Consider the following 21,905-nt stretch of genomic DNA (forward strand, 5'->3'; position numbering starts at 1 on the left):
ATGAAAATCATCCACACCGAAATTTACCGCTTTAGTATTCCGATGGAGCCTTTTGTAATTGCTACCGGCACCATGCATTTTGCACAAAATGTTTTGGTAAGGATTTTTACAGATGAAGGTATACATGGCAACGGAGAATGTTCGGCTTTTCCAATGATTGTGGGCGAAACACAGGAAACTTGTTTAGCGATGGCTAAAGATTTTGCACAAATACTGAAAGGTAAAGACCCATTGGATATTCCAGCGAGAATGGATGATTTGCTAGGTTATGCAGCGCACAATCCAACTATTAAAAGCGCATTCGATATGGCTTTATTTGACATTGCTGCAAAAAATGCAAACCAGCCTTTATATGAATTTTTAGGAGGGCACAAACGCACCATAGAAACCGACATGACCTTAGGAATTGGCACACCAGAACAAATGGCTGTAAAAGCAGTGGAGCATGTAAATAAAGGTTGTAGCATTATCAAAATTAAGCTGGGCAAAAAAGTTCATGAAGATATTGACCGTGTTGCGGCAATTAGAAAAGCTGTGGGCGATGACATTACTTTACGCTTAGACGCCAACCAAGGCTGGAGTTTTGATGATGCACTTTTCGCCTTAACGGAACTAGAAAAGTTTAACATCGAGTTTTGCGAACAACCAATGCGAACCTGGTTTGATGATAAATTACCTGAACTGAATGTCAACTCTCCTATTGCTTTAATGGCAGATGAAAGCTGTTACAATCATCACGATGCCAGAAAACTCATCAACTCGCAGGCTACCACTTTTTTAAATATCAAGTTTGCTAAATCTGGTGGAATTTTAGAAGCGCAGAAAATACATGAAGTAGCCTTACAAAATGGTGTAAAATGTATGATTGGCAGTATGCTCGAAAGTCGATTGGCATTAACCGCTAACCTACATTTTGCTTTAGCCAGTCCTAACGTGGTCTATTTTGATTTAGATACTTGCTTACTTGGCCATTTGGTTGACCCAGTGGTTGGCGGCCTAACCTATGACGGTTTTATGTTAGACGTTCCTGATACGCCAGGCATTGGAGCAGAAGCTGACGAATCCTTCTTAGAAAAATGCGAAAGCTGGACGGTGTAATTACAGTTTTCAGTTAGCCATTTTCAATTAACAGTTGGCAATTAACCAATTTACACAGTTAACCAATTAACCTAGCCTTAAAATCACAAGGGATACCTAACCTAATTTTAACATAGCCTTAACAATCTACGAAAGAATTCGGAGTTCGTCGAAATAAATCGGGAGTTCGTCGATTAGCCCCTATTTGCGTGCAACGTTTTTAGATGACTTGCGTCTTAATTAAAAAACACAAATCAATTATGAACCGCCCGTAATTAAAATCATCATTAAAAAACAAGAGTATGATTATTTAATTATGGTAAGGAACATTTAACCACTAAAAGCAAAATCAAAAACAAATGAAACAAAGAACGACTTCGCTATTCGCTATTGGAATTTTAGCTTTAGCCCTAACCACATCATCGGTTTATGCAAACAATGAAGTTACCCCTACAGTAACCTATGTAACTACTAACGAAGAGGCTCCAAAGAAATTAATCATTTCTGGAAATGTGGAAGTAACTTTAGTGCAAGACCACGAAAGCAAGAAGTTGTACACTAACGACGGTACTGCGAAAGCTAGAGTTTATACTAGCGATGACGCCATCTATGTTTCTACCAAGAAAAACTCAGAAACTGCTAAAATCACACTTTATGTAGGTAACATCTACAGAGTTGACGTTACCGGAAATGCAGTAGTAAATACCAAAAACACCCTAAACGCTCAACATCTACAAATCATTTTACAAGATAACGCAAAAGCGGATATCAGTTCTAAAACAGAAAGTTTGTTCACTAAATTGAGCAACGAAAGCGCCTTGAAACTAAACGGAACTACTGGCATGCATGCTATTTCTACTAATGAATTAGCGACTATAAATACCAAAAACTTCAAAGCTGCTAAAACTGAAATTGAGAAAAGAAACTCAGCAGATTACGCAAAAGCTAAATAGGCATTACACACACAAATTTAAGTGCTATATCGGTTGGATATAGCACTTTTTTTATGCAATAATAAATCTATATATTAGCAGCAAACTTATTGTTAGAAATGAAAAACATTACTGATAGACACGAATATATCCTTAAGAAATTAAAAGACGACGGCAAAGTCAGCATTATAGAATTAATAGATTTAATGAAGGTTTCTGGTGTAACCATCAGAAAAGATTTAAAGATGTTAGAGGATAAAAACCTACTCTTTAGAACTAGAGGTGGTGGTTCTATCAAAAATCCTTATGCTAGTGATAGAAGCATTTATGAAAAGGAACTAATTAACGCCGACGAAAAACAACGTATCGCAAAAGCAGCTCTAAAATTAATTAAGGATACAGACTCAATTACCATTGGTTCTGGTTCTACAGTTTTTGAAATTGCTAGGTTCTTAAATCCAACAGAACATATTACTGTAATTACACCCGCTTTAAAAGTAGGATTAGAGTTATGCAACAGAACTAATGTAGAGGTGTTACAATTAGGTGGTATGATTCGTTCTAACTCTACATCTGTAGCCGGAAACTTCGCAGAGAAAACCCTAGAGGAAATTTCTTGTGGCATACTTTTTTTAGGTGTTGATGGCATAGATCTAGACTTTGGCTTTTCGATCACCAACCTTGCAGAAGCAGCATTAGACCAAAAAATGATTGAAACCGCACAAACCGTAGTTATTGTTGCAGATAGTACCAAATTCGATAAAAGAGGTTTAGGCAAGGTGTGCGGCTTTGAACAAGTTTCGTACGTTATTACCGACGATAAAGTACCAGAAATTGTAGTGCAACAAATAGAAGAAAAAGGAGTTAAAGTGATTATTGCTTAATCCAAGCTATTAATTAAAATCCCCAATAAAAAAGCCTTTCGATTTAAAAATCGAAAGGCTTTTTGCATAAATAAATAATGATTACTTATTTAACTCTGCGAAGTATTTATGAAATAAAGGCAATGTTTCAATTCCTTTATAGTAATTAAAGATATCGTATTTCTCATTTGGTGAATGCAAAGCATCACTATCCAAACCAAAACCAAACAATACAGATTTAATGCCCAATACGCTTTCAAATAAAGCTACAATTGGAATACTACCTCCACCACGAGTAGGAATTGGCTTTTTACCAAAACTATTTTCAATAGCTTTTTCTGCCGCTAAATAAGCGACACTATCCGTTGGTGTAACTACTGGTTCCCCACCGTGATGTGGAGTAACTGTAACTTTTACGCCCTTAGGTGCGATTTTCTCGAAATGCTTTGCAAAAATTTCACTGATTTCCTCTGAACTTTGGTTAGGCACCAAACGCATCGAAATCTTAGCGTTTGCCTTACTTGGCAAAACGGTTTTAGCACCTTCGCCAATATAACCACTCCAAATACCATTAACTTCCAAGGTTGGACGTGTACCCGTACGCTCTAACGTAGAATAACCTTTCTCGCCCCACTCTGCATCAATATCTAAATCTTTTTTGTATTCTTCTAAATCAAAAGGAGCAGAATTTAAGGCCTGTTTTTCAGCGTCAGTTAATTCTACCACTTTATCATAAAATTCCGGAATGGTAATATGATTATTTTCATCGTGTAACGAAGCAATCATTTTGCAAAGAATAGTTGCTGGATTAGCTACTGCGCCTCCATAAACACCAGAGTGTAAATCCCTATTTGGACCTACTACTTCTACTTCCATATAAGCCAAACCTCTCAATCCAGTTTCTATCGAAGGATTTTCCATACTGATCATCGAAGTATCCGAGATCAAAACCACATCAGCTTTTAAACGTTCAGTGTTAGCATTTACAAAAATACCAAGATTAGCGGAACCCACTTCTTCCTCACCTTCAATCATGAACTTTACGTTACAAGCCAGGGTATTGGTTTGCATCATCAGCTCAAAAGCTTTAACATGCATGTAAAATTGACCTTTATCGTCGCAAGCACCACGAGCATAAATTTTACCATCGCGTACCGTCGGCTCAAAAGGAGGCGTATGCCATAATTCCAATGGATCGGCTGGCTGCACATCATAATGTCCGTAGATTAAAACAGTTGGTAAGCTTGCATCTACAATTTTTTCTCCATAAACAATTGGATATCCTGCAGTTTCGCAAATTTCAACATTATCAGCACCAGCTTCTTTAAGTTTTTGCGCAACAAAATCGGCAGTTTTCAACACATCACCTTTATATTTTGGGTCTGCACTTACTGATGGAAAACGCAATAGTTCAAAAAGCTCGTCTAAAAAACGCTGCTTATTATCTTCTACATATTTCTTTATTTCTTGCATAAGACTATATTTTGAAGCAAATATAGGCATTTTGACTAGAGCATCGAGCCAATATGGCTGATAAAAAATTGATAATATCTAACTCAAAAAACAACTGTTTTACTTATTTTCATGATATAAAGGAAACTATTCAATTTTTCGCATAGCGGAAAGCAAAGAATGACATTTCGCCAAACTTAAACCAAATTACTGATGAAAAAGCTACCTCTTTATTTATCATTGTTTGTTGCCCTTATCCTAGGTTCATCTTGGGGATTTTTTGCGCATAAGCGGATTAATCAGCTGGCAATTTTCACCTTACCAGAAGGAATGATTGGCTTCTACAAAAACAACCATAAATATATTACCGAGCATGCCGTTGACCCCGACAAAAGAAGGTATGCAGATACCGCCGAAGCTCCCAGACATTATTTAGATGTAGAAAACTACGAGACACATATCGACAGTATCCCTGAAAAGTGGAACGAAGCCGTAAATAAGTACGGAGCTAAGAAAATAGCAAAAGATGGAATGGTTCCTTGGCAAATACAACGCACTTACTACAATCTCATCAGGGCTTTTAAAGAAAAAGATTCCCTAAAAATATTAAGATATTCTGCAGATTTAGGTCACTACATAGGTGATGCCCATGTACCTCTACACACAACAGCCAACCACAACGGACAGCTAACCAACCAAACAGGTATACACGGCTTTTGGGAAAGTAGAATACCCGAACTTTTTGCAAAAGACTACAATCTATTAGTAGGGAAAGCTACTTACATTGAAGACCCATTAAAAGAAGCTTGGAAAATTGTAAAGAATGCGAATACCATGGTAGATACTGTATTAACTTTTGAGAAAAAATTAAGTGAAACTTTTCCTGCCGACCAGAAGTACGATTTCTCTATGCGTGGTAAAAATGTAATGAAACAATATTCTTCGGCTTATACCAAAGCATATCAAAACATGATGAATGGTATGGTAGAAAGACAAATGAAATCATCAATTATTAAAGTAGGATGCTTTTGGTTTTCTGCTTGGGTTGACGCTGGACAACCCGACTTAAAGAATATGATAAAAATTGAAACGACTCTGGAAGATAAGCAACAAGCGGAAAAAGTAAACAAAAAATACCAAGAAGGTAAAATTATAGGAAGAGAGTTTTAGTTAGTGGTTAATTGTTAATGATAAATGGTTAATTGTAATTCTAACTCTAGGAAGAATTTGTTTATTTCAATGATCCTGCACTATCTATAAAAAAATCGGCATAGAAGACAAAGTTTCCTAGCTAACAACACTGAAGCTATCTTAATGCGGCAGAAAACAATAAACATTTCGTAGTTCAAGAATATAAAACCACAAAGAAAGCATTGCAAATTTAACAGAGCGCTTCAACAGGCTCAGCCTGACACAGCGAACTTATTATAGACTAGACTGGCTTATAGTAGATATTAACAGTTAAACAATTAACCGATTAACCTCTACTAGTCTTCTTTAATTTCTTCTTCTATTTGTTGCTCTACTGGCTTTTTAGAAAACAATGATTTTACAGCACCATAAATAACCGGAACAAATGTTCCAACTGCAATAACCAACACTAAAATTTCAAAATTCTTTTCTACAAATGGAATCTTTCCTAATAAGTAACCGGCAAATAATAAGCTTGTAATCCAACCAATTCCACCCACTATATTATAGAACTGAAATTTACCGATAGACATTCTAGCCGCACCAGCTACAAAAGGCGCAATAGTTCTAACAATTGGCAAAAATCTGCTGAAAACGATAGCCTTCGCACCATGTTTTTCAAAATAAGCATGAGATTGATGATAATATTTCAATTTCAAAATCTTATTATTTTCCTTAAAAACTTTAATGCCAAAATATTTGCCAAGCTGATAATTTAATGAGTTACCCAAAATAGCTGCGATAATTAATATCACCAACATAAACCAGATATTTAAACCAGTACCTTCGCCAGCAACCAAAGCACCAACGGCAAATAACATTGAATCCCCAGGTAAAAATGGGGTAACTACAAATCCTGTCTCTGCAAAAATAATCATGAAAAGGATAAGGTAGGTCCATGTCCTATACTCTTGCATGATTTGCTCTAAAGTATCTTTTGTATTCGTAAGTAGCTGTATCAGTAAGTCGAAAAATTCCACCGTTTTATTTTTTTTTACAAAAGTAAGGATATCGTTTAGATATGTTGCTAATTTTTAAAATATGACTGCAATTAAATAAAATAGTCCCGATGTTGTCGGGACTATTTTATTTTGTTATGAGTGATCAGTTGCGAGTTATGGGATTAAACTTGTTACTAGTCGTAACGCACAACCTGTAACTTATTAGTAAGCGCTATTTAGCATTACCGGCATCACTAACATCAACACATCTTCATTCTCATCATTAGTTTGAGGAATTAACAAACCTGCTCTGTTTGGAGTAGAAAGTTCTAAAGTAACTTCTTCGCCACTTAGGTTGTTTAACATCTCGATTAAGAAACGAGCATTGAAACCAATTTCTAAATCTTCGCCATCATATTGGCAGCTCAAACGTTCGTGAGCTTCGTTGGCGAAATCTAAATCTTCAGAAGAGATATTTAGCTCGCTACCGTTAATTTTTAAACGAACTTGGTGTGTAGTTTTGTTAGCGAAAATCACTACCCTACGTAAAGTATTTAAAAATAATGCTCTATCAATAACCAATTTGTTAGGGTTCTCTGCAGGAATTACCGCTTCGTAATCTGGGTAACGCTCATCAATTAAACGACAAATCAAATTGATATTTTCGAATTTGAAAAATGCACTTGTAGCATTGTAATCAACAGAAACATTCACATCGTTATTTGGCAAAGCTGCTTTTAACAAAGTCAACGCTTTTTTAGGCAAAATGAATGACGAAGCTTTATCAGCTTTAGCATCATTTCTTCTGTAACGAACCAATTTATGTGCGTCTGTGGCTACAAAAGTGATATTTTGAGGAGACAACTGACAATAAACACCAGTCATTGCCGGACGAAGCTCATCGTTACTTACTGCAAAAATTGTTTTAGTAATAGCTTCACTTAAAACCGTTGCAGGAAGATTTACCGAAGAAGCGTTATCCACTACTGGAATTTTAGGGAAATCATCACCGTTCTCACCACTTAATTTATATTTTCCGTCACCCGCACTAATCTCGATAGCAAAATTATTATCATCTACATGGAAAGTAATTGGCTGATCTGGCAAGGTTTTCAAAGTATCTAGTAAGATTCTCGAAGGAACCGCAACTTTACCTTCTTCCTTCGATTCAACAGGCAAAGAAGTAGTCATGCTCGTTTGTAAATCGGTAGCAGAAATAGTTAAATTTCCTTCTTTAATTTCAAACAGGAAATTCTCCAAAATAGGCAATACTGTGCTGCTACTCGAAGCACCATTAACCGTTTGTAAATGTTTTAATAATGTCGACGTGGATACTATAAATCTCATAGTTTGTTATATATAGACTCAAAAGTATGAAATTTACCTTGCATACTTATGTTTACGATAATAATGTTGAAAAATTGCGAAACATATCAACAACAGGATTGGCAAAACGGTATTAACCAGCTGCCATTTTGTTTTTTCGGTACGTACCAAGGTTTTATCCAAGGGTCTTACCGTAACTTCTTTGTTTCGCAGGGCGATAAGATTGTCCTCATTCGTGAAATAATCTGCAATATTGAGCAGCAGTGCCTTATTTCCGAAATTTTGCTGCGTATACCTATCAAAACCTAAAGGAAAAGGCGAACCATCGGCAGAAACTTGGTTACGAAAGATATCTCCATCTCCCAAAACAATCATTTTTGCAGGTTTACTTTGTGCGGGCAAATCAAACTGTTCTCTAATGCCTTCAGGTATCGGTCGATTCAAAAACACCGATTTAAAACTTCCCTCCAATAAAACACCTACACTTTTCGGCGCATTGGTAAATTCCTTCTGCGTAGGTTGTTCATCTACCATTTGTAGGTTAAACATTTTTGGCGAAGTATAAACCTTATTATACGGGGAAGTAGTTAAAATGATGCGTTTACTTACATTTCGGCTTCCAATGGTGTCTACGGTACTGGCAAATTCCGCCTTAATGTTATCTAAATTCTTTACTACACTATTACTTGTATCAGGCAATAAAACTGGATAATACAACCATGGTGCCATTTGTATATCTCCTCTAGGTCCGCCAGTAGCTACGGGAATTTCCGCACAGTTTACATCGGCAATGATATTGTAGTTTACACGAGCACCGTATTCAAACAACATGTCATCTAAGTTCAAGCTATTATTGGCAGCCATAAATGACCTGCCGCTACGCAAACTATCCAACTCCATTCTCACTTGATCTATAGACCATAAAACATGGCCGCCCTTCATCACAAAATAGTTGATTTTATACTTCTGCGCCTCGGTAAACGCTCGTAAAGGCTTTGCAATGACTAGCATTTTCAAGCTGTCCAAACCTTGCTTGGTCATCGAATCTAAATTGACCCTTCCAACCACATAACTATCAGACAAGGAGCTCATCGCATCATAAAGATAGTTATCGTTAGGTTCTCCATTTCCTTCTGTAAAACCGATACGTGGATTGTAGCCCGAAATCACCTTTTTTAGGGATGATGTAAATACGTATTCTAGGTTTTTAATGGAGTTATTGATGCTCTCATCATAGTTAGAAGCTTCGCCACCTAAGTTTTGAAGTAGTTTTACCGGCATCCGTTTTCCGTTACTTTCTATCAATGCCATCGGAAAAACGAGCTTCTCCGAGAAGCCAGCATCTGTCTTGATATTGATGTTCGTTGGTCGAATCCCCATTTCATACAAATGCTGAATTACCGTATCTTGTTCATTAACCGTTAATCCAGAAATAGGATTTACATAAACTACTTTAAAGTTTGCTTTTGAGTAGGCTTTATAATCGGCCAGCATATCTTTAGTCGCATTGCGCAAACGCTTAAAAGCCGATGGCATATCCCCATCCAAGAAAACGGTTACAATAACTTCATTTTTATTCTGCCGTAAAGTCTCTTTAGTCTTTTCGGTAAGCGTGAAACGTTTTTCCTTGGTAAAATCTATTCGAGTGTAAGCAAATTGAGCAATTACATTCACCAGCACCAAGATCAATGCAAACCCTAAAACTTTCAAGATTTTTGTCTTTGCTCCTTGCTCCTTGTTCCTTCTTCCTTGCGCTACCATTTCCTACCTCCTATCGCCAATTTAGTTAGCCATAAAAACAAAGCCACAAAAGTGAGAAAGTAAACCACATCCCTAGTATCTAAAACTCCCCTACTTATGGATTGGTAATGTTCGTTTATCCCGAAATTCATCAAAAAACTTTCTATTCCTTCAAATGCAGCAATCCTACTTAATGAATCGAAGCCACTGTAAGTGAAAAAACATAAAAATACCGCAACTGCAAAAGCAATAATTTGGTTCTTAGTAATGGATGATGCAAAAACTCCTATCGATGCAAATGCACTACCCAATAAAAACAAACCAACATAAGAACCTATTACTGCTCCCGTATCAATATTTCCTTTTGGCAAACCTAACTGAGAAATACTATAGTAGTAAATCAACGTGGGCACCAGCGAGAATAGCACCAATACCATACAAGCCAAGTACTTAGCCAAGATGATTTGCATATCTGTTAGCGGTCTTGTAGCCAATAATACGTAGGTTCCTTCTTTTCTTTCTTCGGCAAACGACCTCATGGTAATTGCTGAGATTAGGAACATAAATAGGTAAGGAACCAAACTAAAGAAGCCATCCATCTCGGCATAGCCATACTCTAAGATGGAGGTATCTGGAAAAAACCAAAACATTAAACCACAAGCCAGTAAAAATATACCGATGGTAATGTAGGCCATTAAAGAGTTAAGGAAACTGAATAATTCTCGTTTAAATACTGCTAGCATGCCGTTGTATAGGAATGACGAAGTTATACAATATCTATTAAAACAAAAAAGCCCCAACAAAATTGTCGGGGCTTTGATGATATTTTATTTCTCTTAGAAATTGAAACCTAATCCTACTGAGAAAACTTTGTTTTTGATTTTTAAGTCTGTTCCATTCTCGCTGATATTACTTAAGTTACCTAGACCTAGTCCATAACCAACGTGAAGATTTAAACCATTAGTCAATTTATAACCTGTTAAAAAGTTAACTCCGAAATCCATTCTTTTAACTTGTTCTTCACCTGATCCAAATTCTGCATCATATTTCTCTCCATCAACTTTAGAATTACCAGACAATGCATAAGCAGCATAAGGGCCTGCACCTAGAAAAAATTTACCGGGGCCAGCATTAAAATTCGCTACTAAATTTACCGGAAGTTCTAAGTAAGAAAAGTTAATAGAAGCTCCTGCATCTAGTGCATCAGATTTTGTTCCTTTATTCATAAAAGTTAAACCGGGTTGTACAGAAAAAATTTCTGAAACATTAATATCTGCAATAGCTCCAACATAGAATGAGGTCTTAGCATCTGCACTTGCCGACATTCCCTCAGCAGAGTATACCAAATTTGGAAATGCAACACCAGCTTTAACTCCAAAAGAAACAGGTTTGTCTTGAGCGTTTGTAGCAACGTTTAGGCCCGCTGCTAGCGTTAATAATAGAAGGATTTTTTTCATTTTAATTTGATTATTTTTTGATTGTTAATTAATTAGGTGCAAAACTATAAAATTAATGCAAATAAAAAAGCCCCAGTTTACAACTGGGGCTTTTTTATTTATTTTGTGTTTATTTCTTATAAACCGAAGTTTAAAGCTGCTCTTAAACCGATGAAAGAACTAGTTCCGTCTTTCGACCATCCTTCATAACGAGCACCGAAATCAATCGCCATTTTATCTGCTACTGGAAATTCTACACCTAAGCTTGGTGCATATAAGAATGCGGTACCATTAGAATTATCTCCAGTTGCAATTGCAGCACCTATTTGACCCTGAGCATAAAAATTCTCCGCTAAGAAAAATCTAACACCTGCTTTTAAAGGAATTGCAGCTACACTTGGAAACTTAACACCAGTATTGCCAATTTCCTTTCCTGTAAAGCTTAAATAACCTGCCTCACCTACAAAATTTACCTTGTTTGCAATTGGGGCTTGGAAGTTTAAAGAACCTCCAACTCCGAAATCCCATGTGTCTCCAAAATCACCCATTGGAAATGCGAAATCTGCTCCAATACCAATTTTTGAACCATTCATTGCAGGATCTTTTGTTTGTGCATTAGCAGCGAAACCTAAACCTGCTACAAGAGCTAACGATAATAATAATTTTTTCATACTGTTTTACGTAATTTAAATTTGTGCATTAATTAACTGCACTAGTAGACACAACAATATTGCCAATAGTTACATACGCAACAAAAACGACCAACAAACAACTGGAATACAACAATTTAATTTACGCAAAACTAGCAAACAAAAGTAAAATCTGTACAATAAAAAAGCCAGATAGCTTACGCTAACTGGCTTAAATAACATTAAAATCTAATTAGAAAGAGAAACCTACTCCAATAGAGAACAGTTTATTCTTAATTTTTCCATCAGAATCTGAAGAAATATTACTCAAACCTATTCCATAACCTGCATGAACGTTAAATCCATTAGATAACTGGTAACCACCTAAGAAGTTTAAACCGAAATCACCTCTTTTAAAATCACCATCCGAACCAAATTTCACATCTTCTTTTACCGTTTCACCTGCTCCAGTAAATTTATACTTTCCACTTAATGCCATAGAATAATAAGGACCCGCACCAACAAATACTTTACCAGAACCAACAGGGAAATTTGCCAATAAATTTACTGGAAGCTCTAAATACATATTGCTAAGTGTAGTGCTAAGATTTTCGCTTTCATCAATCTTAGTGCCTTTTCCAATTAAAGTTAAACCAGGTTGTACTGAGAACATTTTGCTTATTGAAACATCTACTGTTCCGCCGAAGTAGAAAGAAGCGTTGGTTTTAGTTTTAACATCTTCACCAGCATCTGAAATTGAAACATTTGGAAAAGCAACACCAGCTTTAACACCGATTTTAATTGGATTGTCTTGTGCATTAACGGCAGCACCTAAACCCGCTACAAGAGCTACAGATAATAATAATTTTTTCATAGTGTAATATATTTTGTTGTAATTAATTGCTTCGGCTAAGGCAATTATTCTTCCAATAATCACCAAATCAGAAAAAAACAATCAATCAACTAGTAATCAATACACTAAAAAACAAATTCACAAAAAAAACAATTGAATACCAGCAATATAGAAGTAATAATTTCCACGGTTTTCTATCAAAATTACCCAAACCTAGTCTTTAAACGATGGAAGAAATAGATCAGAAGATGCTAAATCTACATCCCAAAAACATAGCCCAACTTCAACCCTATAAAAGAGAAACTTGTAGTCTTTAGGGTAGAAGTTGCCCCATAGCTCGTGTTAGTCCAAGCTTCGTATCTCAAACCAAACTCAAGCTTGTTATTTGAGCTTCCTGTTTTAAAATAAGTACCCAATCCTGGCGACCAAACAAAAGATGTTCTAGAAGAAGCGCCCATGTGAAAAGCAGCTCCTGCCTGTCCTTCTATATAAAAATCTTGGCTTGGATAGTGCTTAAAACCTAGTTTTACAGGAATAGCTTCGATGTTTGCTAGCTTCGTTCCTAATTTCCTTTTGGTTAGGAATAAGTTATATCCACCATTTGCGGTAATCGCATATTTTTCTGCTATCGCAATTTCAGCTTTTAATGCTCCGCCAAAACCAATGCCACTTATGCTAGAAGCATTGCCTGTTGGCAAATTTATTTCTGGAGCAAAACCAATTCGTACTTGCTGAGACTGCGCAGTAAAAGAAATTGAAACTACTATAAAAAATAAAGAAGCGAATAACTTATAGTTCATGTTAACGTGTTAGTTTTTTAAAAATTTCTTCCAAAGAAGCAGTAGGATGTTCTTTTTTTAGGTCGGCAACAGAAGAATTAGCTACCAGAACTCCTTTATTGATAATGATCACATCATCACATAGTGCTTCTACTTCTTGCATGATATGGGTAGAAATGATTACGGTTCTATCACTACCTAAATTTTTAATCAAGGCTCTAATATCTGATAATTGGTTCGGATCTAAGCCCGAGGTCGGCTCATCTAAAATTAACACTTGCGGCTGGTGGATAATTGCTTGTGCCAAACCTACACGTTGCTTATAACCTTTAGAGAGCATTCCTATCTTCTTATGCTGCTCTTGCACTAAACCCACCAGCTTAATCACTTCTTCCACCCTTTGTGATACGTTCTTCAATCCGTAGGTTTCAGCTACGAAGCTAAGAAACTCACGAACATACATCTCTAAATACAAGGGTGTGTTTTCTGGTAAGTAACCTATCAGCTTTTTAATTTCCAAGGGTGCTAGTTGTACACTTTTACCAGCAATTTCGGCTTCGCCGGAAGTAGGTTGCAGATAGCCGGTCAGCATTTTCATGGTGGTAGACTTACCTGCACCATTTGGGCCCAAGAAACCTAAAATACGCCCAGGTTTTGCTTCGAAACTGATTTGGTTTACTGCCTTTTGTTCGCCATAGTGTTTGGCCAAATTTCTTACAATTACGCTCAATTTATTGCAGCTTTATGTTCTTTAAGTTCAATTGTTTTTCGATTCGATAGGCATCTAACTGTTGACCCGCTAAAACTACATCATCTGTAGATAGTACATCGGCACCATTTCCCACCAAATTACGATACACTTGTCTGTTCTTATTGGCCTTTGCACTTTTATCCAAGTTGCCCATAGTGCCCAAAATAGTGCTTATACCTTTGCCGTGCAAATATTGGTAAAGGCTTTGACTTGGCTCAGACACACCTACAAAAGCAATAATTTTATCGTTTGGCACACCCATTTGATTTAAACGTTCTAGATCTTCCGGACTTTTTACCGTTGCAGAAATCATTAAATCTGGTGCTAGTTCATGTACTTTTGCCGCTTGGTTAGCATTGTAGGTGATGATGATGGAGTTGGTTTCTGATTTTGTTTTACGCACCGCAGCAATAATCTTCTCGTAAGGCACACCTCTTTTAATATCGATGGTAAAAAGCACTTTGTTTTTGCCCCAGTGTAGTACTTCTTCCAAAGTTGGGATTTTAAAAGTCGTTACTTTTCCGTCATCGTCTTTTAAAGTAAGCTTTTGTAATTCGTTATAAGTATAAGATGAAACCAGGCCAGTCCCCGTAGAAGTTCTATCCAACTTGTCATCATGCATTATTACTAAAGCAGAATCCTTACTCAACGCCACATCAAATTCTATGATTACCGGCTGATAAGTTGTTGCATTCTCAAAAGTTTCAATGGCATTTTCAGGGAAACCAGGCATTGGTCCACCACGGTGCGCACTTAACAATGGATACGGCTTTGTTTTTCTATTTAAGAAAGCTTGAAACTCTTTTGCCGTTTTAAAACTGATATACTGATGTTGCTTTGGGACAATGCAGGCAATGCCAATCAAAGCTATAGCAAGGACTAAAAATTGTATTTTCTTCACTTTAACAAATTTAAGGTACAAAGGTAGTTTTTTGTTTACATACTCTATTAACCACAAAGGCACCAAGAATAGCAACGATTTATTTTAATCCTATTTGAATTGAGCTATCTTTTCAAGAAATTCCAAACGGATTCATCTTTTTTGTCGGGTTTGTCCTCAATAAGTCCTGCAACAATCTGATCTAACAATTCTTCATTTTCACTCACTAATTTATCTCCGAGAGAAACAATTTTCTGGATATTATGAGTTGATGCGGCATCCATTGATGGATCAATTGATGAAAGGTTGCTAGGCTCTATGCGGATGTAGTTACCAGATTTTTTTACCGAATGGAAAAGTTGTTTCAAAAAGTAATCGGTACTTTCAGCAGAGCTACTGCTCATGATATCTACCAGTGCTGGCCCGATAGAAATTGCCTTTTTCTTTTTAAAATCCTCGTAATTGTAAGAAATCTTCGATAACCCAGTTCCTAATGATAACACCCAAATATCATCTATTTTATAGGTATTGTAATTTTTAATCACTTCCAATAACGCCGATAAAGATGGATTGTGAGCAAATACACCTCCATCTACCAAAGGATAACGTGTTTTTGCTAAAGAGAAAATTTCGGCAACAGAGAAATAGGTTGGTGCCGCTGAAGTTGCACGACAAACATCTCTGATGTAAAAATCTCTTGATTCGCCATGTGATATTGCCTTTTGTTGGCGAAAAAGGTGATTTTTGCGTAACTCGATATTATAAGCTGTAATGATACAAGGCCTTAACAATTCGCTTAGTTTTTTATCACCAAAGTAGCTGAGCAATACTTTTTCTAGAACGGTATTATCGTATAATTCACTAAGTAAGCCAAATTTGTTTAGGAAACGTCGCCACGGGCTAGCTGTAAATATCTCTACACCATGTTTTAGATAAATATCCAAGGCTTGTTTGGCAGCATACTTTTGTTTATTTGGTTCATGGTCATCTGGGCACAATAGTATAGAAAGTAAGATCCCACCCGTGCTTGTACCAGCAAAAAAATCGAAATAATCAGTGAGATGGGCATTTGGATTATTCGTTGCTCGCTGAATCCTTTCTTCTAATGCCACCAAAATCATCCCTGGAATAATTCCACGAATACCACCGCCATCTATGGAAAGTATCCTTTTCATTTTTATTCTCTTTTGTAAATAACCGAATGTAGGAAAAAATTAGGTTTATTTCTTTTTTAACGATGTAAGAGATTTAGCTCTGGTTGGTTTCAATATCTCTTTGCGATTATTTTTTCACCACTTAAGACACTTCAGTTCATATTAGTTGAATATCCATTTTTAAAGCAAAAGTACCTATTGTGTGGACACATTTTTACCACCCCCTTTAATTCCCCCGCCAGCGGTGGATACATGTAGTTTAGCGGTATTACATATCCCCCTCTCCGAGGGGGCAGGGGGAGAAAATATGCTATATATAATTATTTGTGTCCACACGATAGCGCAAAGGACGCTAAGTTTGGAAAGGTGTGTTTTATTCATTAAACCTGATAGAAATGAAAAGCCCGCAAGCGAGTGTAGCGAGTGCGGACTTTTAATCTATAGCAGGACTTTCGGGACCGATGAGCACTAAAATTGCTTTTCTAAACATAAAACTTTTAACTTATAAGCTGCAACTTTCAACTTTTTCGCTTTTAACTTTTAACTTTGGCACACTATGGCTCAAAAAAACAACGACGAACTTTTTAAGAATGTTATATCACATGCGAAGGAATATGGTTTTGTGTTCCAAAGCAGCGAAATATATGATGGTTTAAGTGCGGTTTACGACTACGGACAATTAGGTGCCGAATTAAAAAACAACATCAAAACCTATTGGTGGAAATCGATGGTACAAATGCATGAAAACATTGTAGGTATAGATTCTGCTATTTTCATGCACCCAAAGATCTGGAAAGCGAGTGGTCACGTTGATGGTTTTAACGACCCGATGATTGACAACAAAGATTCGAAAAAACGTTATCGTGCCGACCAATTATTAGAAGATAAAATTGCCAAATACGAGAAAGACGGCAAAACAGAGAAAGCTGCAAAATTACAAGCCGACATGGATGATGCTTTAAAAGCGGAAGATTTACCTCGCTTAAAAGCTTTAATTGAAGAGCATGAAATTGCTTGTCCGGTGAGTGGCACTAAAAACTGGACCGATGTACGCCAGTTTAACTTGATGTTTAGCACACAATTTGGTGCAATGGCAGAAGGCAGTGACCAAGTTTATTTACGCCCAGAAACTGCTCAAGGTATTTTTGTAAACTTTTTGAACGTGCAAAAAACGGGAAGAATGAAAATTCCTTTCGGTATTGCGCAAATTGGTAAAGCTTTTAGAAATGAGGTCATTGCCCGTCAGTTCATTATGCGTATGCGTGAGTTTGAACAAATGGAAATGCAATTCTTCGTCCGCCCAGGTGAGGATAAAAAATGGTTCGAATACTGGAAAGAAGCTCGTTTGAAATGGCACAAAGCTTTAGGCACGCCTACAGAAAAATATCGTTACCACGACCATGTGAAATTAGCCCATTATGCTAATGCAGCCACAGATATCGAGTTCGAATTCCCATTTGGATTTAAAGAAGTGGAAGGTATCCATAGTAGAACTGATTTCGATTTATCGCAGCACCAAGAATTTAGCGGCAAGAAAATGCAATATTTTGATGCTGAATTAGATGAGAACGGAAAACCTTACGGCAACTATGTTCCTTATGTAATTGAAACATCAATTGGTTTAGATAGAATGTTCTTGCTAACAATGATGAACGCATTGGAAGAAGAAGATTTGAGCACGCCAGAAAAACAAGATAGCAGAACTTTATTGCGTTTACACCCTGCATTGGCGCCAATTAAAGCAGCTATTTTCCCATTAACTAAAAAAGATGGCTTGCCAGAAAAAGCTCGTGAAGTAATGGATGCTTTGAAATTTGATTTCAACTGTATTTACGAAGAGAAAGATGCGATTGGTAAACGTTACCGCAGACAAGATGCTGTAGGTACCCCTTTCTGTATCACGGTAGATCACCAAACTTTAGAGGATAATACGGTTACCATCCGCCACCGCGATACCATGGAGCAACAACGTATTGAAATTAAAGATTTGCACTGGACTATTGAAAGCAAGGTAAGCTGGAGAAGCTTATTGAGCCAATCATAATATTAAATCCCGGTTTTTAAATCGGGATTTTCTTTTATTTATATCTTTTAAAAGATTAGCAATTTCGAAGTTTAATTTGATAAATAGCAACTAATTAGCTATTTATGCATAATTTTTCAACATTATAATTTAACCCCTCAATCTAATGAGAAACATCTTAGCAAAAGCGAGCTTATTTTGTTTGATACTCTTTACTTTTTCTTGCGCAAAAGACACTGAACGTTTAACAGCACCTACTAAATCTTTCATCAAAGCACAAATTGGTGGCCAAGCTGTAGAATTTACTACAGCAACCAAAGCTATTTATAACGTTGGCGATAAGAAAACCGTTGAGATTACCGCATTCACCCCAAGCGGAAAGATGATAGGTTTTGTTATTGATGGCTTTACAGGACCTAGAAGCTATGAAATTACAGAAAGTATGCTTACCACTTTTAGCTACATAGGCGATATTCAAGATTTTGACACTTATTTTATTAGCACTAGTGGAACAATAACTATTACACAAGCCAATGACAACCTAATTGTTGGAAAATTTGAGGTAATAGCCAACAATGGCACCGAAGACATTAGCATTAGCAACGGAGATTTTTCTATAGATCTTAATACTGCAGAAACACACGAACATTTAGGAGACAATAAATTTAGCGCAAAATTAAATGGCGTATTAACTGGCTTCAAAGGACAGGTAGTGGCTCCAGGGATAATAAATATTATTGGAATGTATGGCACAAAATCAATGACATTAGCTTTACCTAGCTACACCGGCGTTGGTACCTACCAATTGAGCGATACCTTTTTAGGCGATCGATTATCTTATTTTTCTAGCGCAGACGAACCAGAATACATTTCTACCTCAGGAACAGCGATAGTTACAAGTACTGCTAATAACACTATTAAAGGTACATTTAGTGGAACTTTAACTAATGACAATGGCGAAACTATTGTTGTTACCGACGGCAACTTTGAAATTAAGGAATTCAATTAAACTACTTTATTGAAATAGAATCATAAAAGAAAAGCTCCGACATAAATCGGAGCTTTTCTTTTATTCCAAAATATCATCAATTGCATCATCACTTCGAGCAATTACCGCTCGGTCGCCTCTAACAATAATGGGTCGCTGTATTAAAATCGGATTTTCATGCATGGCAACAATCAATTCTTCGTCTGACAAACCCTTACCTTTTATTTGCTCTTTAAAGACAGCTTCTGTTGTTCTAATTAATTCTAGGGGTGCAATACCCAACAATTTCAAAATAGCTTTTATTTCTTCTACATTAGGCGGATTTTCTAAGTAATTGATAATTTCAAAGTCGATGTCTTGACTTTCTAGTTCTTTGAGTGCAGCATTGCTTTTGCTACATCTGATGTTATGATAAATTTTAATGCTCATTATTTTTTATTCCAATACCAATCGTGTTTTTCTACTTTAGTGATTTCAGGTTGATTGACTTGTGTTAAAATTCTTCGGGCACCTACTAAAGTCTTCGTCTGATATTCGTCGTAGTTAACAGCCGTTGGCAAAATACTACTAATTTTCACCATCCCCGCCGACTGAATAAATTCTCCATTACCCATATAAATAGCGGTGTGACTTATTCTTCCGTTATTTACACCTCTACGTTTGGCTGCCGAGAAAAACATTAGATCTCCTGCTTTTAAGTTTTTCAAGCATTTCTCAACGCTAATCGAATCACTGTCTAAAACATCCAGTTTCTCGCCAACCAAAGCCTGCTGCGAGGCATCACGCGGGATAATTACCCCATTTAAAAAATAGGCTGTTTTGGTAAAACCACTGCAATCAACCCCCTTAATAGAAGTACCGCCCCACAAGTAAGGCACACCAATTAAAGTCTGTGCCGTTTTTAAAATCGCATCTGCATTTGGGATAGGTCGTTTTATCCAAGCATTGTAATCGGTAAGCTGTTCAGTTGGAACATAAGCTTCCCTCCCATCAGGAAAACCTAGCTTGGTAAAAGAACCTTCTACAGCCAATACCTTTAGGATATTACCATTTACCAAATCAGAAACTCTTGGAGAATTTGTGTCAGCTTTCGCAAAAGCATGTCCATAATCAGCTACAAAAACAATTTTCTTCGCTTCTTGCCATTCTTTAAAACTTTTTTCGTTCATCAACGCAATAGACCCGCCGTCTGTCCAAGCCAAGTAGCCATCTGGTGATTTCACCAAATAAAATCCACCCTGTTTTTTCAAAATCTGGATGGGCGTACCTAGCAAAGTTTGCGTCATCAGCTCTGCTCCATGAAATGGCTGGCTCCTATTATTAGCTACCGAGATCGTCGTCACGCCGTAAATTTGTCCATTTAAGCTCTTGGCAGGCAATACCGACGCAATCAACTTCTCTTTTACATCTGCAGGAAATGATTTTCCGAATGCCTCTACCGCTAATTCTGAAGTACTTTCTACAAAAACAGAATCAGCCTTGAAACGTAGATTGAAATAAACAGACCTTTTATCTGGTGCAAATTTCTTCTGTATGGAATTGGCTACCGCTCTATAAGCTAGGGTATCTATTTGGGCAAAAGCTGTATGGCTAAAAATACTGCAAACCAAAAAGAAAAAACATCTTTTCATTGTAAGTGTTAGTGAGTTGGATTTCGTTTAGAACTAAGTTACAATATAAATAGCGATTGGCATTTTGGTAATCTAATCTTTACACAGATAACTTGCGTAAGAACTTGTTATCCATATTTTTGAAAATCACCCAAGTATTACATCTATAAACAAAACGACATGCTTAAAAAACTACCTCTTCCACTTTGGACTATCGCCCTACCCATTTTAGCTTGGCTGGCCTACTTCTTACCGCTAGAAAGTATTGGCAGTTTTGGTACCGGTTTATTAGTCGTATTTCTAATTGGAAGCGTTTTAGCAGCAGTGCACCATGCAGAGGTAGTTGCCCATAAAGTTGGCGAACCTTTCGGAACGCTGATTTTAGCACTGGCAGTAACCACCATAGAAGTAGCACTTATCGTTTCTTTAATGCTTACCGGAGGTCCGGGAACAGAGGAATTGGCGAGAGATACCGTTTTTGCAGCCGTAATGATTATCCTTACCGGAATGATTGGGATTTGTCTGCTAGCAGGCGGAGTAAAATTTAGGCAGCAACGATTTAGTTTGGATGGTGTAAAAGCTGCCCTAGTAGCATTAACCGCAATCCTGACGCTTACTTTAGTATTACCAAATTACACCACAAGCATAACTGGCCCAACTTATTCCAATGCACAGTTAATCTTTGTGGCCATTATCTCGTTGATTTTGTACGGAACCTTTGTGTTGGTACAAACGGTAAGACATAGGGATTTCTTTTTGCCCCCAGGAAACGATGATAAGGGAATAGAAACACATGCCGAACCACCTACAAAAGGGGTAGCTTTAAGCAGCGGTTTGCTTTTGCTGGTTTGTTTAGGGATTGTAGTTTTATTAGCAAAATCTTTAGCTCCCGATATTGAAAATGCGGTAATAAGTGCTGGTGCTCCAAAAATGTTGGTGGGCGTAATTATTGCAGCGGTGGTTTTACTACCAGAAGGATTAGCAGCCTACAATGCTGCAAGAAAAAACAGACTTCAAACAAGTTTAAACTTAGCTTTAGGCTCTGCTTTAGCCACCATTGGCTTAACTATTCCAGCGGTATCTATTGTATCATTGGTATCTGGTTTAACCATTACCTTGGGCATCGACACCAAGTCTGTAACCTTGCTTTTGCTATCGCTGTTTACCGTTATGCTTTCACTAGGCTCGGGCCGTACAAACATATTGCAAGGCGTTGTATTATTAACTATTTTTGCGGCCTATCTGTTCACCATTGTTGCACCTTAACCAGCAATTTGGCA

The 21,905-nt window shown here is 37.0% G+C and carries 21 protein-coding genes; 7 read left to right on the plus strand and 14 right to left on the minus strand.

The window, feature by feature from the left end; translation table 11 throughout:
- The 3 genes from CRO54_RS10535 to CRO54_RS10545 all read left to right on the plus strand — a co-directional run bounded on the left by CRO54_RS10535 (nucleotide 1) and on the right by CRO54_RS10545 (nucleotide 2,893).
- Nucleotides 1-1,098 (plus strand): mandelate racemase/muconate lactonizing enzyme family protein, encoded by a 1,098-nt coding sequence (locus CRO54_RS10535; RefSeq protein WP_097131729.1) that lies wholly within the window; start codon nucleotides 1-3, stop codon nucleotides 1,096-1,098.
- Between the two features lie 338 nt (nucleotides 1,099-1,436).
- The gene (locus CRO54_RS10540) at nucleotides 1,437-2,030 is read left to right on the plus strand and encodes a GIN domain-containing protein (RefSeq protein ID WP_097131730.1); all 594 of its coding nucleotides are present in this window, start codon (nucleotides 1,437-1,439) and stop codon (nucleotides 2,028-2,030) included.
- A 98-nt stretch (nucleotides 2,031-2,128) separates the two neighbouring features.
- Nucleotides 2,129-2,893 carry a DeoR/GlpR family DNA-binding transcription regulator gene (locus tag CRO54_RS10545; protein ID WP_097131731.1) on the plus strand — a complete coding sequence of 255 codons (765 nt, stop codon included), beginning with the start codon at nucleotides 2,129-2,131 and terminating at the stop codon, nucleotides 2,891-2,893.
- An 81-nt stretch (nucleotides 2,894-2,974) separates the two neighbouring features.
- Here CRO54_RS10545 and CRO54_RS10550 read toward each other — a convergent pair whose 3' ends face one another.
- On the minus strand, nucleotides 2,975-4,345 hold the full coding sequence (locus CRO54_RS10550; RefSeq protein WP_097131732.1) for a dipeptidase: 1,371 nt from the start codon (nucleotides 4,343-4,345) through the stop codon (nucleotides 2,975-2,977).
- Nucleotides 4,346-4,537: 192 nt separating this feature from the next.
- Between CRO54_RS10550 and CRO54_RS10555 the strand changes: the two genes are divergently transcribed.
- Nucleotides 4,538-5,494, plus strand: coding sequence for a zinc dependent phospholipase C family protein (locus CRO54_RS10555; RefSeq protein ID WP_097131733.1), 957 nt, complete (start codon nucleotides 4,538-4,540; stop codon nucleotides 5,492-5,494).
- A 317-nt stretch (nucleotides 5,495-5,811) separates the two neighbouring features.
- Here CRO54_RS10555 and CRO54_RS10560 read toward each other — a convergent pair whose 3' ends face one another.
- From CRO54_RS10560 to CRO54_RS10610, 11 genes are all read right to left on the minus strand, one after another.
- Nucleotides 5,812-6,495, minus strand: coding sequence for a VTT domain-containing protein (locus tag CRO54_RS10560; RefSeq protein WP_420812680.1), 684 nt, complete (start codon nucleotides 6,493-6,495; stop codon nucleotides 5,812-5,814).
- Between the two features lie 183 nt (nucleotides 6,496-6,678).
- Entirely contained in the window at nucleotides 6,679-7,803 is a 1,125-nt protein-coding gene (dnaN, locus tag CRO54_RS10565) for a DNA polymerase III subunit beta (RefSeq protein ID WP_097131734.1), read from the minus strand.
- Between the two features lie 33 nt (nucleotides 7,804-7,836).
- Nucleotides 7,837-9,492 (minus strand): gliding motility-associated ABC transporter substrate-binding protein GldG, encoded by a 1,656-nt coding sequence (gldG, locus tag CRO54_RS10570; protein ID WP_244904288.1) that lies wholly within the window; start codon nucleotides 9,490-9,492, stop codon nucleotides 7,837-7,839.
- Nucleotides 9,493-9,536: 44 nt separating this feature from the next.
- A complete protein-coding gene (gene gldF / locus CRO54_RS10575) occupies nucleotides 9,537-10,265 on the minus strand; it encodes a gliding motility-associated ABC transporter permease subunit GldF (RefSeq protein ID WP_097131736.1) in 729 nt (242 codons plus the stop codon).
- Nucleotides 10,266-10,358: 93 nt separating this feature from the next.
- Nucleotides 10,359-10,979: a porin family protein gene (locus CRO54_RS10580; protein WP_097131737.1), complete on the minus strand. Its 621-nt coding sequence runs from the start codon at nucleotides 10,977-10,979 to the stop codon at nucleotides 10,359-10,361.
- 116 nt (nucleotides 10,980-11,095) lie between these two features.
- Entirely contained in the window at nucleotides 11,096-11,629 is a 534-nt protein-coding gene (locus CRO54_RS10585; protein WP_097131738.1) for an outer membrane beta-barrel protein, read from the minus strand.
- A 211-nt stretch (nucleotides 11,630-11,840) separates the two neighbouring features.
- On the minus strand, nucleotides 11,841-12,461 hold the full coding sequence (locus tag CRO54_RS10590; RefSeq protein WP_138765805.1) for a porin family protein: 621 nt from the start codon (nucleotides 12,459-12,461) through the stop codon (nucleotides 11,841-11,843).
- Nucleotides 12,462-12,697: 236 nt separating this feature from the next.
- A complete protein-coding gene (locus CRO54_RS10595) occupies nucleotides 12,698-13,240 on the minus strand; it encodes a hypothetical protein (protein WP_097131740.1) in 543 nt (180 codons plus the stop codon).
- A gap of 1 nt (nucleotide 13,241) precedes the next feature.
- Complete coding sequence (locus tag CRO54_RS10600; protein WP_097131741.1) at nucleotides 13,242-13,949, minus strand: ATP-binding cassette domain-containing protein; 708 nt, start codon at nucleotides 13,947-13,949, stop codon at nucleotides 13,242-13,244.
- A gap of 1 nt (nucleotide 13,950) precedes the next feature.
- Nucleotides 13,951-14,871, minus strand: a complete 921-nt coding sequence (locus CRO54_RS10605; protein ID WP_240775079.1) for a glycerophosphodiester phosphodiesterase family protein — start codon at nucleotides 14,869-14,871, stop codon at nucleotides 13,951-13,953.
- A gap of 104 nt (nucleotides 14,872-14,975) precedes the next feature.
- Entirely contained in the window at nucleotides 14,976-16,025 is a 1,050-nt protein-coding gene (locus CRO54_RS10610; RefSeq protein WP_097131742.1) for a patatin-like phospholipase family protein, read from the minus strand.
- A 535-nt stretch (nucleotides 16,026-16,560) separates the two neighbouring features.
- Here CRO54_RS10610 and CRO54_RS10615 point away from each other — a divergent pair.
- Both CRO54_RS10615 and CRO54_RS10620 read left to right on the plus strand, forming a co-directional pair.
- Nucleotides 16,561-18,048, plus strand: a complete 1,488-nt coding sequence (locus CRO54_RS10615) for a glycine--tRNA ligase (RefSeq protein WP_097131743.1) — start codon at nucleotides 16,561-16,563, stop codon at nucleotides 18,046-18,048.
- A 145-nt stretch (nucleotides 18,049-18,193) separates the two neighbouring features.
- A complete protein-coding gene (locus CRO54_RS10620; RefSeq protein ID WP_097131744.1) occupies nucleotides 18,194-19,036 on the plus strand; it encodes a hypothetical protein in 843 nt (280 codons plus the stop codon).
- Between the two features lie 60 nt (nucleotides 19,037-19,096).
- Here the strand turns inward: CRO54_RS10620 and arsC are convergent, their stop codons facing one another.
- Both arsC and CRO54_RS10630 read right to left on the minus strand, forming a co-directional pair.
- The gene (gene arsC, locus CRO54_RS10625) at nucleotides 19,097-19,444 is read right to left on the minus strand and encodes an arsenate reductase (glutaredoxin) (protein WP_097131745.1); all 348 of its coding nucleotides are present in this window, start codon (nucleotides 19,442-19,444) and stop codon (nucleotides 19,097-19,099) included.
- On the minus strand, nucleotides 19,444-20,646 hold the full coding sequence (locus tag CRO54_RS10630; protein ID WP_097131747.1) for an SH3 domain-containing C40 family peptidase: 1,203 nt from the start codon (nucleotides 20,644-20,646) through the stop codon (nucleotides 19,444-19,446). The genes arsC and CRO54_RS10630 overlap by 1 nt, the downstream gene beginning before the upstream one ends.
- Before the next feature lie 159 nt (nucleotides 20,647-20,805).
- Here CRO54_RS10630 and CRO54_RS10635 point away from each other — a divergent pair, with 159 nt between their 5' ends.
- Entirely contained in the window at nucleotides 20,806-21,891 is a 1,086-nt protein-coding gene (locus tag CRO54_RS10635) for a calcium:cation antiporter (protein WP_097131749.1), read from the plus strand.
- The last annotated feature ends 14 nt before the right edge of the window (nucleotides 21,892-21,905 follow it).

Origin of the sequence: Pedobacter xixiisoli (assembly GCF_900215335.1) — a bacterium.
GTDB lineage: Bacteria > Bacteroidota > Bacteroidia > Sphingobacteriales > Sphingobacteriaceae > Pedobacter > Pedobacter xixiisoli.